Genomic DNA, 12,770 nt, shown 5'->3' with positions numbered 1-12,770 from the left:
GCGATTTTTCGCCATTCAACTCCGCTTGGCGGACTTATTCCAGTTTCTTTGTGACTTCTGCGAGCAGTTGGCGCGCCTCGGCGCGCCGACCGGCATCGGCACTGGCGCGGCCGGGACGGTCGGGCGCCTGCAGGGCTTTTTCCAGGGCGACCTTGGCTTCGGCGTAGCGTTTGTTGCGCTGCAGGAAGTCGCCGTAGAAGTAGTTGGGGTCGATGCCCGCGGGGTTGAGCGCCAGGGCCTGCTTGAGCATGGCTTCGGCCTTCTCGTCGTCGCCGAAACCGAGCGGCCAGCCCGGCACCTGGTAGTAGAGGCTGCCAAGGCTGGTGTAGGCAGAGCCGGCCAGCGCCTTGGGATCGGCGGCCAGGGCTTGTTCAAGGCTGGTCTTGGCCTGCTTGACCAGGCTCAGCGCGCCCAGACCGCCTTTGGCCCCGGCCTGGGTGCTGAGGATGATGCCGCGCCAGATCAGCAGCTCGGCGGCATCGGGTTCGGCCTTGACCGCCTGCTGCGCCTGTTCGGCGAGTGTGGCGAAGGCTGCCTCGCGTTGTTTCTCCGGCAGCTGGTAATTGATCTCGGCCCAACGGCCTTGCAGCTGTTGCAGTTGCTGCTGGCCTTGCTCGCTCAGGGCGAAGGCAGGCAGACTGCCCAGGCAGAGCAGGGTACAGACCAGGGTACGGGCAAACGTCATGGTGGAACTCCTTCAGGGCTTTGAGCGGGCGAAGCGTTGAATGATCGGCAATTGCTTGCGCAGCGCCTGGTCGACCAGCCGTGGCAGCAGGCTGTTGAGGCGCACGAAGAGTTTTTCCGGCCAGCCCAGGTAACTTTCCTCGTGTTCGCGGCGGATGGCCTCGACCAGTTGCGCGGCGACGCTGAGCGGATCGTCCATGGTGACGTTGAGCTCGTCGTTCATGGCCACCACATTGGCCGCGTTCATGCTGGTGCGGGTGGCGCGAGGGGCGAAGTAGAGGACCTTGATCTGGGTGTCGGCCAGCTCGCGGCGCAGCGCTTCGGAAAAGCCGCGCAAGGCGAACTTGCTCGCGCAGTAGGCCGTGAAGCCGGGGTAGCCGATCGAGCCGAAGGTCGACCCCAGGTTGATCACCAGTGCCCGGGCCTGCTGGCGCAATAGTGGTAGCAGGCGATGGGTCAGCTGCAGGGTGGCGGTGACGTTGATGTCGATCAGTTCGGCGATGGCCTGCTCGTCGTGTTGCTCGAGCAGGCTGAAGCAGTTGACCCCGGCAGCGTTGATCAGGGTATTGATCCCGCCGAAGCGCTGGGCAGCAGCCACCACGGCCTCGCGGCCGCTGCGTTGGCCGATATCGGCCTGCACCACGGTGATCTTGTCGGGGTGGCGCAGGGCCAGGCTCTGCAATGGCTCGAGCTGGCGACCGACCAGCAGCAGGCGCGCGCCCTCGCTGACCAGGCGTTCGACCAGCGCCTGGCCGATACCACCGCTGGCGCCGGTGAGCAGGGCTCGGCAATCGTTAAGGTGCATGTTCACTCCTCGCTGGACAGCGGCAGGCTGCGAAATACATCGCCATACAGGCGGTAGACCACCTTGGCGGTATGCACCACGGCGGCCTTGTCGTCGTCGTTGTCCAGGCGGTTCATCAGGGACTTCAGCAGTTCGATGTGCTCGAGGTCGAGGCTGCCGTGGGAGGTCAGGTAGCTGAAGGCCTGGTTCGGCAGCTGCAGCTTGTCCTGGATCACGCCCGCGACCTGGGTGGCCAGGGCGATGCTGGTGCCTTCCAGGACAGTGACCATGCCGAAGAAACTCACCGGGTTATGCCGGGCGATGCGGTCGTAGACGTAGCTGACCATCAGCTCGGTGGCCAGTTGCGGCGTGCTGCCGCGCACGGCATCGGCATCGCTGCCACAGGCGCGGATGTCGTTGAGGATCCATTCCTGGTGGCCGTATTCCTCCTCGATGTATTCGGCAATCGCCTCGCGTAGCCACTCCAGGCGCTCGGGCAGGCGCGCGCCGCAGGCCATCAGCAAGGGCACGGTGTGCTTGACGTGGTGGTAGGCCTCGGTGAGGAAGGCCACGTAGCTGGGCAGGCTGACCTGGCCGCTCATCGCCTGCCGGATAATCGGTGCGCCAAGCAGGTAATCGCGCTCGCTGCTGGTTTGTTCGAGCAGGGACTCATAGAAGCTCATCAAGCATCTCCGTAACAGGATTGATCGGCCATCAGCTGTGCGATGGCGTGCTGGTAGTGGCGGTAAAGGGCTGCGCGGCGCAGGCGACCATTGCTGGTGGCCAGCTCGTTGTTCGCGCTGAAGGGCTGCTCGGCGCGCAGCCAGTGGTGCACGCGGGCGTAATCGGGGAGTTGCTGGTTGACCTGCTCGACCGCCGCGTCGAGTTGCTGGTCACTGGTGTTGGGGAAGCGTGGCACCAGCACCGCGACATTTTCCGGCAGCGCTTCGCCATGCAGCCAGGCCTGGGCGATCGGCAGCTGCTGAACCAGTTCGGCCTCGACCCATTCCGGGTTGACGTTGCGGCCGAAGGCGGTGATGAACTGGTGTTTCTTGCGCCCGTGCAGGACCAGAAAACCCTCCTCGAAGTGACCCAGGTCGCCTGTACCGAGCCATTCGCCCTGGGGCGCGGGCTCGCCCAGGTAACCGAGCAGGCGTGGGCCTTTGACCAGGACTTCCTGGTCCGGGCCGAGACGGATCTCGAGGTGCTCGAGTGGCTTGCCGACGCTGCCGATGCGGCGCTGCTGCGGGGTATTCAGGCAGACCACCGAGGCGCATTCGGACAGGCCATAGCCTTCGAACACCGGCAGGCCCAGGGCGTCGGCGCGCTCGAACAACTGCGGCGCCACCCGGCCGCCCCCCACGGCAATGAAGCGCAACGAGTCGGGCAGCGGCAGACCGCGCTCGGCGGCGCTGACCAGGGCCAGGAGCAACTGCGGCAGGAGGATCAGGCTATTGGGCTGCACGCGGTTCAGTGCGCCGAGAAAGCGCGGCAAGTCGAACTGACTGGCGCCGAGCAGGCCGACTTCGGCCATCGGCAGCAGTTCGATGCAGGCACCGGCCAGCAGCGGGGCATACACCCCGGCAATGTTCTCCAGCAGGGTGGCCAACGGCAGCACGCACAGGTGACGCTCGACCCGGCAGGCCGCGCTGGCCTCGACCAGGCTGCGGGCGACTTGCAGCTGGGTGTAGGCATCCAGGCAGACGCCCTTCGGCTGGCCGGTGGTGCCCGAGGTGTAGGTGATCTTGCAGGTGCCGGCGGGCAGCGTGCTGACCTGGGGCAGCGGGCGCAGCAGCAGGCCGGCGGCCGTTTCGACGAAACCCAGTTCGCGATAGGCGAGACTGTCCTGGCCGAGCAGGCAGTCGACCCCGGCGCTGTCGAGCACATGGCGTTGCTGGTCGGCGGAGAAAAAACCGGGCAGTGGCACGCAGACCAGGCCGGTCTGCAACGCCGCCAGGTCCCACAGCAGCCAGTCGATGCCATTGTCCAGGGCCAGGCCGATGCGTTGGGCGCCGAGCTGCGTCAGGCACGTGCTGCGTTGCGATACCTCGTCGAGCAACTGACGGTAGCTCAATTGCCGCTCGCCTTCGCGCAGGGCGATTCGGTCGGCGTGCAGGGTCAATTGGTCGAACAGACTGTCAGCTGCAGGCCACATCGGGCATATCCTCCAGGGCATAAAAGGCTTGGTGACCCAGGCGCGGATAGACGCCGAGGTGCAGCAGGCGTTGATGGCCGGCGTAGATGTCGCCGGCCATTACCTGCGGTTGGGAGTCGTAGTAGCTGCCCCAGTCGGCCAGCTCGGCCCCCATGCAGTCGGGGTTGGCTGGCCCCAGTGGCAAGGGGGTCAGGCCCAGGCGCTGGAAGCTGTTGAGCAGACCCGGCGTACCGGTGAAGGTCACCCAGCGAAAGCCCGTGGCCACCAGCAGGTCGGTCAGGGCGACTATCAGCAGGCGCGCAGCGCCAGAGCCGCATGAGGCCAGGTTGCCGACTTCGACAATCTGCTGACGGCTCGGCGGGTTATGTTGGTGATGCGCTGCGATCACGCCTTCGATCGGTTGGCTCAGGTAGCGTTCGAGAAAAAATGGGCTACTGGCACCGCTGCGCAGGCCGACCGCGCCGAGCAGTTGGCCGTCGGCATCTTCCAGGCCGAACAGGCAAGGCAAGAAGTGACGCACCTGGGCGCCATGCTGCAGCGCGAAGCGCTCGTGAATGAAGGCCTCCAGTTTCGCCCGGCGTGGGCTGGAGGCTTGAGCCAGGAACAGGCTCATGGTTTGATCGCGGCCGATTCGAGCCAACGTTTTGTCGTGTTGCACCCAAGGCAGCTCCATGATTGGAACCTCATCTGTTGGCTTGGGTGTGAGTGTCGGTGGTGAGTCTTAACGCAGACTTAAGCGATCGCAATCTGTTTGGGAGTGGCGCCGGCGCATGCACGTGGCAAGGGCCGGCCGCGCCTGCCGTGGCCGAGGCGGGCGGCGCTCAGCCGACCTGGGCGATCCAGTCGTTGAGGTTGTAGTAGTTGCTGATCCGCGTCAGCTTGCCGCCATCGATCGCGAAGAAGGCGCCGGCCGGCAGCACATAAGTCTGGCCGTTGGCTGGTGGCAGGCCGGCGTCATCGGCCAGGTACTCGCCGTGCACCACGAACTCGGCAGCGGCGCGGTTGCCCTCGCGGTTCTGCAGCACCACGATGTCGCTCAGGCGTTCGCGGTAGCAGCGGTTCATCTTGTCCATGAAGGCGGCGAAGCTGGCTTTGCCGACCTGACGCTCGCCCTGGTTGATGTCGTGTACCACCTCATCGCTGAGCAGCTCGAGAAAGGCGGGCATGTCGCCGGCATTGAAGGCGGCGTAATAGGCGTGCACCAGTTCGGTTGCGGTCATGGCAATACTCCGGTCGCTTGGGGGTTGGTTCGGCGTTCGGCCGGCATGATAAGTTCTGCCTTTCGCGCCGGCATAGCCGCTGGCGTCATCTACCGGTAACGGAACGACACGCTTGATGGATATCCGCCTGCTGCATGGCCCGGCCATTGCACCCCATATCGACGACCTGGCGCGCCTGCGCATCGCCGTGTTCCGCGAGTTTCCCTATCTGTATGACGGCTCGCTCGACTACGAGGCCGGGTACCTGCAGGCCTACGCGCAATCGGCCGACAGTCTGGTAGTCCTGGCGCTGGATGAGGGGCGGGTGGTTGGCGCCTCCACCGGCCTGCCGTTGGCCGACGAAACCGCTGCGTTCAAGCGGCCCTTCATCGACGGCGGCTGGAACCCTCAACGAATCTTCTATTTCGGCGAGTCGGTGCTGCTGCCGGCTTATCGCGGCCAGGGCCTGGGTGTGCGCTTCTTTGCCGAGCGCGAAGGCCATGCGCGGCGGCTCGGCCGTTTCGATTGGTGCGCCTTCTGTGCGGTCGAACGGGCGCCGGATCATCCGCGGCGTCCGCTCGACTACCAGCCGCTGAATGAGTTCTGGGCACGGCGCGGCTACCGTCATCACCCCGAACTGCATACCGAGCTCAGCTGGCAGGATCTGGATGAAAGTGACGAGTCGGCCAAGCCCATGTCGTTCTGGCTGAAGGATCTGCGCCAGTGATCACGCTCGCCGCCTGCCAGTACCACATCGATCTGCTGCCGAGCTGGGAGGCCTATGCCCGCCACCTGACTGAGTTGTGCGAAGACGCGGCGGGGCAGGGCGCGCAGTTGCTGCTGTTGCCGGAGTACGCCGGGCTGGTGCTCAGCGGTCAGTTGCCCGCCGGGCAGCGTGGCGATCTGCACGCCTCTATCGCCGGTATCCAGCCGTTGCTGCCGGCCTGGATCGAGCTGTGCGCGGGGCTGGCGCAACGCCTGGGTGTCTACCTGCAACCCGGCTCGCTGCCGGTGCTGGACAGTGACGGCTGCTACCGCAACCGCGCCTGGCTGTTCGGTCCCGAGGGCAACCTGGGCAGCCAGGACAAGCTGATCATGACCCGCTTCGAACGCGAGCAGTGGCAGATCACCGCGGGCAGCGGCTTGCGTGTGTTCGACACCGCCTTGGGCAAGCTGGGCATCCTGATCTGCTACGACAACGAATTCCCCCTGCTCGCCCGCCGCCTGGCCGAGGCCGGCGTCGACCTGATCCTTGCGCCCAGTTGCACTGACAGTGAGGCCGGTTTTTACCGCGTGCGTATCGGCGCCCAGGCCCGCGCCCTGGAGAATCAGGTCGCGGTGCTGCAGGCGCCCTGCGTCGGCCTGGCGCCCTGGTCGCCGGCACTGGATGAAAATTACGGCCGCGCCGCGCTCTACCTGCCGCCAGACTACGGCCTGCCAGCCGACGGCGTACTCGCCGAAAGCGCCGAACTCTGCCCGGATCGCAGTCACTGGTTGCTCTGCGAGCTGGACCTGGACGCCGTGCGCCGGGTGCGCCAGCAGGGCCAGGTATTGACCCGCCGCGACTGGCCGGAACAGTTCACGCCGGGGTGCCTGGAGATCCTTTGAGCGGTCGGCTGCTTGTGCAGGAGGGCTGTCGCTTTGCTTCGAGCGGAACGTAGCGCACCTTGCCGCGAACGCCTGGAGACGGTCTCACGACGACGCTGGTTATTTTCACAGCTTCTGAGTTTTTCAGGGGACATGGCCTTATTGCGTTTAAAATGCGCCGCAACGTCCAGGTGATAAGAGCCCCCATGAATTCAGATGCAATCGCTACCCTGCAGCAGCAGTTGCTCGCCGCGTTAAGTCCCGCCCCCGCCGAAACCCGGCGTCTGTTCCATGGCCGGGGGCGCTGCTGGCCGGGGCTCGAGCAGGTCACGGTCGACTGGTTGCAGGGGGTGCTGCTGGTGTCGCTGTTCCGCGAGCCGGAGCCAGACCAGCTGATTGCGCTGAAACACATGCTCATGGCGCTGACCCGCTCGCCCGCCTGGCTGAGCAGTCAGGCTCACAGCCTGTTGCTGCAACACCGCTATTTGCCGGACAGCGAAACCCAGTGGTTGCTGGGCGAGGTTCGCGATGAATGGCTGATCAGCGAAAATGGCCTGCGTTTCAAGCTGGATTTGGGCAAGAAGCAGAATACCGGCCTGTTTCTCGACATGCGCTATGGTCGCCGTTGGGTGCAGGCCCAGGCTCAAGGCAAGCGGGTCCTCAATCTGTTCGCCTACACCTGCGGTTTTTCGCTGGCCGCCATCGCCGGTGGCGCCGAGCATGTGGTGAACCTGGACATGGCCAAGGCGGCGTTGAGTCGCGGGCGAGACAATCACCGGCTCAATGGGCATGACCTGAGGCGGGTGAGCTTCCTCGGTCACGACCTGTTCAAATCCTGGGGCGCGATAAGAAAACACGGCCCCTATGACCTGATCATCATCGACCCGCCGTCATTCCAGAAGGGCAGCTTTGTCCTGACCCAGGATTATCGAAAAGTCCTGCGTCGCCTGCCCGAGTTGCTCGGCGAGCACGGCAGTGTGCTGGCCTGCATCAACGACCCGGATATTGGCCCCGACTTCCTGCTGGACAGCATGGCCCTTGAGGCGCCAGACCTGCGTTTTGACCAGCGCCTGGACAACCCGCCGGAGTTTACCGATATCCAGCCTGACAGCGGCTTGAAAGCCCTGGTCTTTACCCGCCACACTGGGCGTCAGTGAGCATGCTCGCCGATGGCTATTCTCACAACTTTCGAGGCCTCCTGTAGGCTGCAATCCTGAATAAGGAGCTCCACGTGCCCCAGACCGACCCCCAGCAGCGCCTGGCCATTCTCGGCCACCCGGACGCCCAGGACTGCACCGTCTACCGCCCGGATGAAGATGATCCCGATGCTGAAGAGCTGGACCTTGGCGATGCCAAGATTCTGTTCAGCGGCGTGTTCCAGGCGCCTGTCGAATGGGATGAACTCGAACGTGCCGAGTACTTCGGCGATGCCGAACCCGATACCTTCCTTAACGCCTACATCGAGTGCGAGGCCAAGCCCGGTTCGGCTGACTTCTTCGTGGCCGAGGTTGGCGATTATGTGGCGACCATGCCGGGGCAGGGGGAGGTCGTGATGTTCTATGTGCACGATTACATTGACGACGAGCGGGGCCGGCAATACACCCTGATTCGTGACGATGAGCCGCTGGACTGACGCTGGCACTTACCCATGAAAACGACAAACCCGGCACATGGCCGGGTTTGTCGTTAAAGGCAGTGGCTGTTACTTGATTTCAACTGCCAGGCTGTCGTGGATCTTCTTGTTCCAGATCGCCGGGCCGGTGATGTGCACCGACTCGCCTTTGGTGTCGACCGCGACGGTCACCGGCATGTCCTTGACCTCGAACTCGTAGATCGCTTCCATGCCCAGTTCGGCGAAGGCCAGTACCTTGGACTTCTTGATCGCTTGCGACACCAGGTAGGCGGCGCCGCCGACGGCCATCAGGTACACGGCCTTGTTGTCCTTGATCGCCTCGATGGCAATCGGGCCGCGTTCGGACTTGCCGATCATGCCGAGCAGGCCGGTGCTTTCGAGGATCTGCCGGGTGAACTTGTCCATCCGCGTGGCGGTAGTCGGGCCAGCAGGGCCAACCACTTCGTCGCCGACCGGATCGACCGGGCCGACGTAGTAGATGAAGCGGCCCTTGAGGTCGACTGGCAGCTGTTCACCCTTGTTGAGCATCTCGACCATGCGCTTGTGCGCGGCGTCGCGACCGGTGAGCATCTTGCCGTTTAGCAGCACGGTTTCGCCCGGCTTCCAGCTCTGCACGTCTTCCGGGGTGATGCTGTCGAGGTCGACGCGGCGCGCACTCGGGCCCGCTTCCCAGACGATTTCCGGGTAGGCGTCCAGGGACGGCGCTTCCAGCTCGGCCGGACCCGTACCGTCGAGGACGAAGTGGGCGTGACGGGTGGCGGCGCAGTTGGGGATCATGCACACCGGCAGGGAGGCGGCGTGGGTCGGGTAGTCCATGATCTTGACGTCGAGCACGGTGGTCAGGCCGCCCAGGCCCTGGGCACCGATGCCCAGCTGGTTGACCTTGTCGAACAGCTCCAGGCGCAGTTCTTCGATCCGGTTGGACGGGCCGCGGGCCTTCAGCTCGTGGATGTCGATGGACTCCATCAACACTTCCTTGGCCATCACGGCGGCCTTCTCGGCGGTGCCGCCGATGCCGATGCCGAGCATGCCCGGCGGGCACCAGCCGGCGCCCATTTCCGGCACGGTCTTGAGCACCCAGTCGACGATCGAGTCGGACGGGTTGAGCATGGCCATCTTCGACTTGTTCTCCGAGCCGCCGCCCTTGGCCGCGACGTCGACCTCGACCTTGTCGCCGGGGACGATGGAGTAGTGGATCACCGCCGGGGTGTTGTCCTTGGTGTTCTTGCGGGCACCGGCCGGGTCGGCCAGGATCGAGGCGCGCAGGACGTTCTCCGGCAGGTTGTAGGCGCGGCGCACGCCTTCGTTGATCATGTCGTCGACGCTCATGGTGGCGCCGTCCCAGCGCACGTCCATGCCGACCCGGATGAACACGGTGACGATGCCGGTGTCCTGGCAGATCGGCCGGTGACCGGTGGCGCACATGCGCGAGTTGATCAGGATCTGCGCCATGGAGTCGCGCGCGGCCGGCGATTCTTCCTTCAGGTAGGCCTCATGCATGGCCTGGATGAAATCCACGGGGTGGTAGTAGGAGATGAACTGCAAGGCGTCGGCGACGCTCTGGATCAGGTCGTCTTGCTTGATCACGGTCATGCTTGGCGCTCCTTTTATAGAGGTAGGAGTAGGGCAAAACTTTGGCGACGGCGAACCACAAGTCGACGCGCAGGTGCAGTAAAAAAAGGCGCGGCAGTATAACGCGCGGGCGGCTGAGCGGACAGTCGCCAACGGTCGAACCTGGTCGCTGATCGGCCCCTCAAACGTGCTAGGCATTTGATAGGTACGGGCGTAGAGTGGCGGCTGAATGCCAGTATGGGATGGAGCCCATAAGTCCCCATGAGCCTAAGCCATCAGCGGGTCACTCAGCATACCCTGCAGCGCCTGCTGCTGAAGCGCTTCGGCATGGCGACGGCGAGTTACGCCCTGACGGGGCTGCTGTGCTGGATCGCGGTATTCCATGATCTGTTTCGTACCTCCATACCGACCGTACTGCTGCTCACCGGATTGGCATCGCTCTCTCAGTTGGCCTTTCTCGGTCTGTTTCTCTCCGGGCTGAATCTGCGTGTTCGTGACCCCAGCCTGACCGAAGCGCAGGTGCTGGTGGCCTTGTTCTGGCTGACGGTATTGTTGGGCATGTTTGCCAATGGGCGCGGCGCCTTGCTGGTGATCTACGTGCTGATCCTGTTGTTCGGAGTCTTCCAGTTGCCACCCAGGGTGTTTGCGCGCTGCGCGGTCATCGCTTTTTTCGGCTTCGCCGGGCTCAACCTGTACGAGGCGTATCTGTACCAACTGGACGATGCTCGTCTGGCTATCTTGCAGGTCAGTGTGCTGGGCGGCGTGATGCTCTGGCTGAGTCTGTTTGCCAGCTATGTGCAGGCCATGCGGCAGCGCATGCGCCAGCGGCGTTTCGCCTTGCAAGCGCACCAGGACACCCTGCGCGGCATGATGCGCCAGCTCGAAGACCTGGTGGCCACCGATGAACTGACCGGCCTGTTCAACCGCCGCCATTTCCTGCGCTTTGCCAACGCTGAACTGACAAACCTGCGCGCGGGCAGTCAGCATGGCTTGGCGCTGATCGACCTGGACCACTTCAAGCGGGTCAACGATGCCCACGGTCATGCCGCTGGCGATCGTGTCCTGCAGACCTTCGCCACCGTGGCACAAAGCTGTCTGCGCGATGGCGATATCATCGCGCGCTACGGCGGCGAGGAATTCGTGCTGCTGCTGCCCAATACCCAGGCCGATCAGTTCACCGCCTGTTGCGAGCGCTTGCGCGAGGCCTTCAATCAGGCTGAACCCTTGGGCATAAAGGTGGATACTCTGAGCTTGTCCATCGGAATGACCTTATTGACCATGCACGATGATCTGGATGAGGCGCTGCAACGCGCCGATCAGGCGCTCTACCGGGCCAAGCGTAGCGGGCGTAACCGCTGCGCGGCAGCCTGGGAGGGTGTCGATGCCTGAACTCCGGGTGGGTGAGCAGCGGTTGACCGTTGCGCCTGCCAGCAACCTGCTCGATGCCCTGCTGCAGGGCGGCGTCAGTGTGCCTTACAGTTGCCGCTCGGGCAGTTGCCACGCCTGCCTGGTGCGCTGCCTGCGCGGTGAGCCGCTGGATGCCAAGCCCGAGGCGCTTGACCAGCAGCGCCGCGAGCAGGGCTGGCGGCTGGCCTGCCAGTGCCGAATCGTCGACGACTTGCAGGTCGAGGTGTTCGACCCGATGCGCGATGGACGCCCCGCGCAGATCGATGCCTGCGACTGGCTCAGTCCGGATGTGTTGCGCCTGCGCCTGATTCCCCAGCAACCGCTGCGTTACCGTGCCGGTCAGCATCTGGTGCTCTGGACCGACACGGGGATTGCCCGGCCTTATTCGTTGGCCAGCCTGCCTGGCGAAGACCCCTGGCTGGAGTTCCATCTGGACTGTCGCCAAAGCGGCGCGTTCTGCGATGCGGCGCGGTCATTCAAACCGGGCGATAGCTTGCGCCTCGGCGAGCTGCGCGGTGGCGCCTTGCACTACGACCCCGACTGGCAGATGCGCCCACTCTGGCTGCTGGCGGCCGGCACCGGGCTGGCACCGCTCTACGGGGTGCTGCGCGAAGCGCTGCGCCAGGATCACCAGGGCCGCATCCGGGTTATTCACCTGGCCCATGATCGAACCGGGCATTACCTGGCCGAGCCCCTGATGCAGCTGGCGGCGCAGTATCCGCTGCTGCAGGTCGAGCTGCTCAGCGCGGCCGAGTTGCCAGCGGCTTTGGCCGAACTGCGCCTTGTTTCCCGGCAAACCCTCGCCTTACTCTGCGGCCACCCCGACAGTGTCGAAGCTTTTACCCGGCGCCTGTATTTGGCAGGTATGCCGCGTAATCAGATGTTTGCCGACCTGTTCTTGCCACACGCGCGCTAACAAATGATGCGGCGTGACCCCGGAGCATGAGTGATGAGCGAATACCTGCAGGTTGAGCGCGAAGAAGGTCTGTTGACCCTGCGCATGAACCGTCCCGACAAGAAAAATGCCCTTACCCGGGCGATGTACAGCGGCATGGCCGAGGTGCTCCAGCAAGCCGATCAAGACAGCAGCGTGCGCGCCGTGCTGATCACCGGTGGCGAGAGGTGCTTCACCAGCGGCAACGATGTGGCCGATTTCATTCAGGCGCCGCCATCCGGCCTGAACAGTGAAGTGTTCCAGTTCATGCAGGCCTTGTTCGAGTTCAGCAAGCCGGTAGTGGCGGCGGTCAGCGGACCTGCAGTGGGTATCGGCACCACCCTGTTGTTGCATTGCGACCTGGTCTACGTCAGCCGTGAGGCGATCCTGAAGATGCCCTTCGTCAATCTGGGCCTGTGCCCCGAATACGGCTCCAGCCTGATTCTGCCACGCCTGCTCGGGCATGCGCGGGCCGCCGAGTTGCTGCTGCTCGGGCAAAGCTTCACCGGCGAGCAGGCGGCTGTCTGGGGCATCGCCAACCAGGCCCTGGAGGACGGCGCCGCGACCTTGGCCAAGGCCCGCGAGATGGCGCTGCGCTTCCAGCAACTGCCGCCTTCGGCCGTGACCGACAGCAAACGCCTGATGCGCGCGCCTGGGCGTGAGGAGTTGCGCCGGGTGATCGAGGAGGAGGGCGCGCTGTTCGGCCAGCGCCTGCGCTCGCCGGAAGCCATCGAAGCGCTGACGGCCTTCATGCAGCGGCGTGCGCCGGACTTCTCCCCATTCGGCTAACCGCCAGAGTGCACGGCGTACCCTGC

At 64.5% G+C, this 12,770-nt stretch carries 14 protein-coding genes; 7 read left to right on the top strand and 7 right to left on the bottom strand.

The annotated features are described in order from the left end of the window. Positions 1 to 34: 34 nt before the first annotated feature. From LJY18_RS12515 to LJY18_RS12490, 6 genes are all read right to left on the bottom strand, one after another. Entirely contained in the window at positions 35 to 685 is a 651-nt protein-coding gene (locus tag LJY18_RS12515) for a hypothetical protein (protein WP_238042147.1), read from the bottom strand. Between the two features lie 12 nt (positions 686 to 697). Continuing rightward, positions 698 to 1,489 carry an SDR family oxidoreductase gene (locus tag LJY18_RS12510; RefSeq protein ID WP_238042146.1) on the bottom strand — a complete coding sequence of 264 codons (792 nt, stop codon included), beginning with the start codon at positions 1,487 to 1,489 and terminating at the stop codon, positions 698 to 700. A gap of 2 nt (positions 1,490 to 1,491) precedes the next feature. Further along, positions 1,492 to 2,151 carry a TenA family transcriptional regulator gene (locus LJY18_RS12505; protein WP_238042145.1) on the bottom strand — a complete coding sequence of 220 codons (660 nt, stop codon included), beginning with the start codon at positions 2,149 to 2,151 and terminating at the stop codon, positions 1,492 to 1,494. Beyond that, positions 2,151 to 3,623, bottom strand: coding sequence for an AMP-binding protein (locus LJY18_RS12500; RefSeq protein WP_238042144.1), 1,473 nt, complete (start codon positions 3,621 to 3,623; stop codon positions 2,151 to 2,153). Before LJY18_RS12500 ends, LJY18_RS12505 begins: the two co-directional genes overlap by 1 nt. Continuing rightward, positions 3,607 to 4,296 (bottom strand): thermostable hemolysin, encoded by a 690-nt coding sequence (locus tag LJY18_RS12495; RefSeq protein WP_238042143.1) that lies wholly within the window; start codon positions 4,294 to 4,296, stop codon positions 3,607 to 3,609. The genes LJY18_RS12500 and LJY18_RS12495 overlap by 17 nt, the downstream gene beginning before the upstream one ends. Before the next feature lie 148 nt (positions 4,297 to 4,444). Next, positions 4,445 to 4,843 (bottom strand): nuclear transport factor 2 family protein, encoded by a 399-nt coding sequence (locus LJY18_RS12490; RefSeq protein WP_238042142.1) that lies wholly within the window; start codon positions 4,841 to 4,843, stop codon positions 4,445 to 4,447. Between the two features lie 115 nt (positions 4,844 to 4,958). Here LJY18_RS12490 and LJY18_RS12485 point away from each other — a divergent pair, with 115 nt between their 5' ends. The 4 genes from LJY18_RS12485 (at position 4,959) to LJY18_RS12470 (ending at position 8,042) form a co-directional block, all read left to right on the top strand. Then, positions 4,959 to 5,549, top strand: coding sequence for a GNAT family N-acetyltransferase (locus LJY18_RS12485; protein ID WP_238042141.1), 591 nt, complete (start codon positions 4,959 to 4,961; stop codon positions 5,547 to 5,549). After that, the gene (locus tag LJY18_RS12480) at positions 5,546 to 6,430 is read left to right on the top strand and encodes a carbon-nitrogen hydrolase family protein (RefSeq protein ID WP_238042140.1); all 885 of its coding nucleotides are present in this window, start codon (positions 5,546 to 5,548) and stop codon (positions 6,428 to 6,430) included. The genes LJY18_RS12485 and LJY18_RS12480 overlap by 4 nt, the downstream gene beginning before the upstream one ends. A gap of 185 nt (positions 6,431 to 6,615) precedes the next feature. Continuing rightward, positions 6,616 to 7,566: a class I SAM-dependent methyltransferase gene (locus LJY18_RS12475; protein WP_238042139.1), complete on the top strand. Its 951-nt coding sequence runs from the start codon at positions 6,616 to 6,618 to the stop codon at positions 7,564 to 7,566. A 74-nt stretch (positions 7,567 to 7,640) separates the two neighbouring features. Then, a complete protein-coding gene (locus LJY18_RS12470; RefSeq protein ID WP_238042138.1) occupies positions 7,641 to 8,042 on the top strand; it encodes a hypothetical protein in 402 nt (133 codons plus the stop codon). A 69-nt stretch (positions 8,043 to 8,111) separates the two neighbouring features. On the opposite strand, the gene LJY18_RS12465 is transcribed toward LJY18_RS12470, so the two are convergent. Further along, positions 8,112 to 9,635 (bottom strand): fumarate hydratase, encoded by a 1,524-nt coding sequence (locus LJY18_RS12465; protein WP_238042137.1) that lies wholly within the window; start codon positions 9,633 to 9,635, stop codon positions 8,112 to 8,114. A 240-nt stretch (positions 9,636 to 9,875) separates the two neighbouring features. Between LJY18_RS12465 and LJY18_RS12460 the strand changes: the two genes are divergently transcribed. Genes LJY18_RS12460 through LJY18_RS12450 form a run of 3 tightly spaced genes read left to right on the top strand, consistent with a single transcriptional unit; the run spans position 9,876 to position 12,744 of the window. Then, positions 9,876 to 11,003, top strand: coding sequence for a GGDEF domain-containing protein (locus LJY18_RS12460; RefSeq protein WP_238042136.1), 1,128 nt, complete (start codon positions 9,876 to 9,878; stop codon positions 11,001 to 11,003). Next, the gene (locus LJY18_RS12455) at positions 10,996 to 11,937 is read left to right on the top strand and encodes an iron-sulfur-binding ferredoxin reductase (protein ID WP_238042135.1); all 942 of its coding nucleotides are present in this window, start codon (positions 10,996 to 10,998) and stop codon (positions 11,935 to 11,937) included. The genes LJY18_RS12460 and LJY18_RS12455 overlap by 8 nt, the downstream gene beginning before the upstream one ends. 33 nt (positions 11,938 to 11,970) lie before the next feature. Then, positions 11,971 to 12,744 (top strand): enoyl-CoA hydratase, encoded by a 774-nt coding sequence (locus LJY18_RS12450; protein ID WP_238042134.1) that lies wholly within the window; start codon positions 11,971 to 11,973, stop codon positions 12,742 to 12,744. The last annotated feature ends 26 nt before the right edge of the window (positions 12,745 to 12,770 follow it).

The organism is Pseudomonas sp. MMS21 TM103, from assembly GCF_022132145.1.
Taxonomy (GTDB): domain Bacteria; phylum Pseudomonadota; class Gammaproteobacteria; order Pseudomonadales; family Pseudomonadaceae; genus Aquipseudomonas.
This window is presented reverse-complemented; position numbering and strand designations above follow the sequence as displayed.

Excerpts from the sequence above, each read along its gene's own strand:
- LJY18_RS12515 (WP_238042147.1), bottom strand. The coding sequence starts at position 685 with ATGACGTTTGCCCGTACCCTGGTCTGTACCCTGCTCTGCCTGGGCAGT.
- LJY18_RS12510 (WP_238042146.1), bottom strand. The coding sequence starts at position 1,489 with ATGCACCTTAACGATTGCCGAGCCCTGCTCACCGGCGCCAGCGGTGGT.
- LJY18_RS12505 (WP_238042145.1), bottom strand. The coding sequence starts at position 2,151 with ATGAGCTTCTATGAGTCCCTGCTCGAACAAACCAGCAGCGAGCGCGAT.
- LJY18_RS12500 (WP_238042144.1), bottom strand. The coding sequence starts at position 3,623 with ATGTGGCCTGCAGCTGACAGTCTGTTCGACCAATTGACCCTGCACGCC.
- LJY18_RS12495 (WP_238042143.1), bottom strand. The coding sequence starts at position 4,296 with ATGGAGCTGCCTTGGGTGCAACACGACAAAACGTTGGCTCGAATCGGC.
- LJY18_RS12490 (WP_238042142.1), bottom strand. The coding sequence starts at position 4,843 with ATGACCGCAACCGAACTGGTGCACGCCTATTACGCCGCCTTCAATGCC.
- LJY18_RS12485 (WP_238042141.1), top strand. The coding sequence starts at position 4,959 with ATGGATATCCGCCTGCTGCATGGCCCGGCCATTGCACCCCATATCGAC.
- LJY18_RS12475 (WP_238042139.1), top strand. The coding sequence starts at position 6,616 with ATGAATTCAGATGCAATCGCTACCCTGCAGCAGCAGTTGCTCGCCGCG.
- LJY18_RS12465 (WP_238042137.1), bottom strand. The coding sequence starts at position 9,635 with ATGACCGTGATCAAGCAAGACGACCTGATCCAGAGCGTCGCCGACGCC.
- LJY18_RS12460 (WP_238042136.1), top strand. The coding sequence starts at position 9,876 with ATGAGCCTAAGCCATCAGCGGGTCACTCAGCATACCCTGCAGCGCCTG.
- LJY18_RS12455 (WP_238042135.1), top strand. The coding sequence starts at position 10,996 with ATGCCTGAACTCCGGGTGGGTGAGCAGCGGTTGACCGTTGCGCCTGCC.
- LJY18_RS12450 (WP_238042134.1), top strand. The coding sequence starts at position 11,971 with ATGAGCGAATACCTGCAGGTTGAGCGCGAAGAAGGTCTGTTGACCCTG.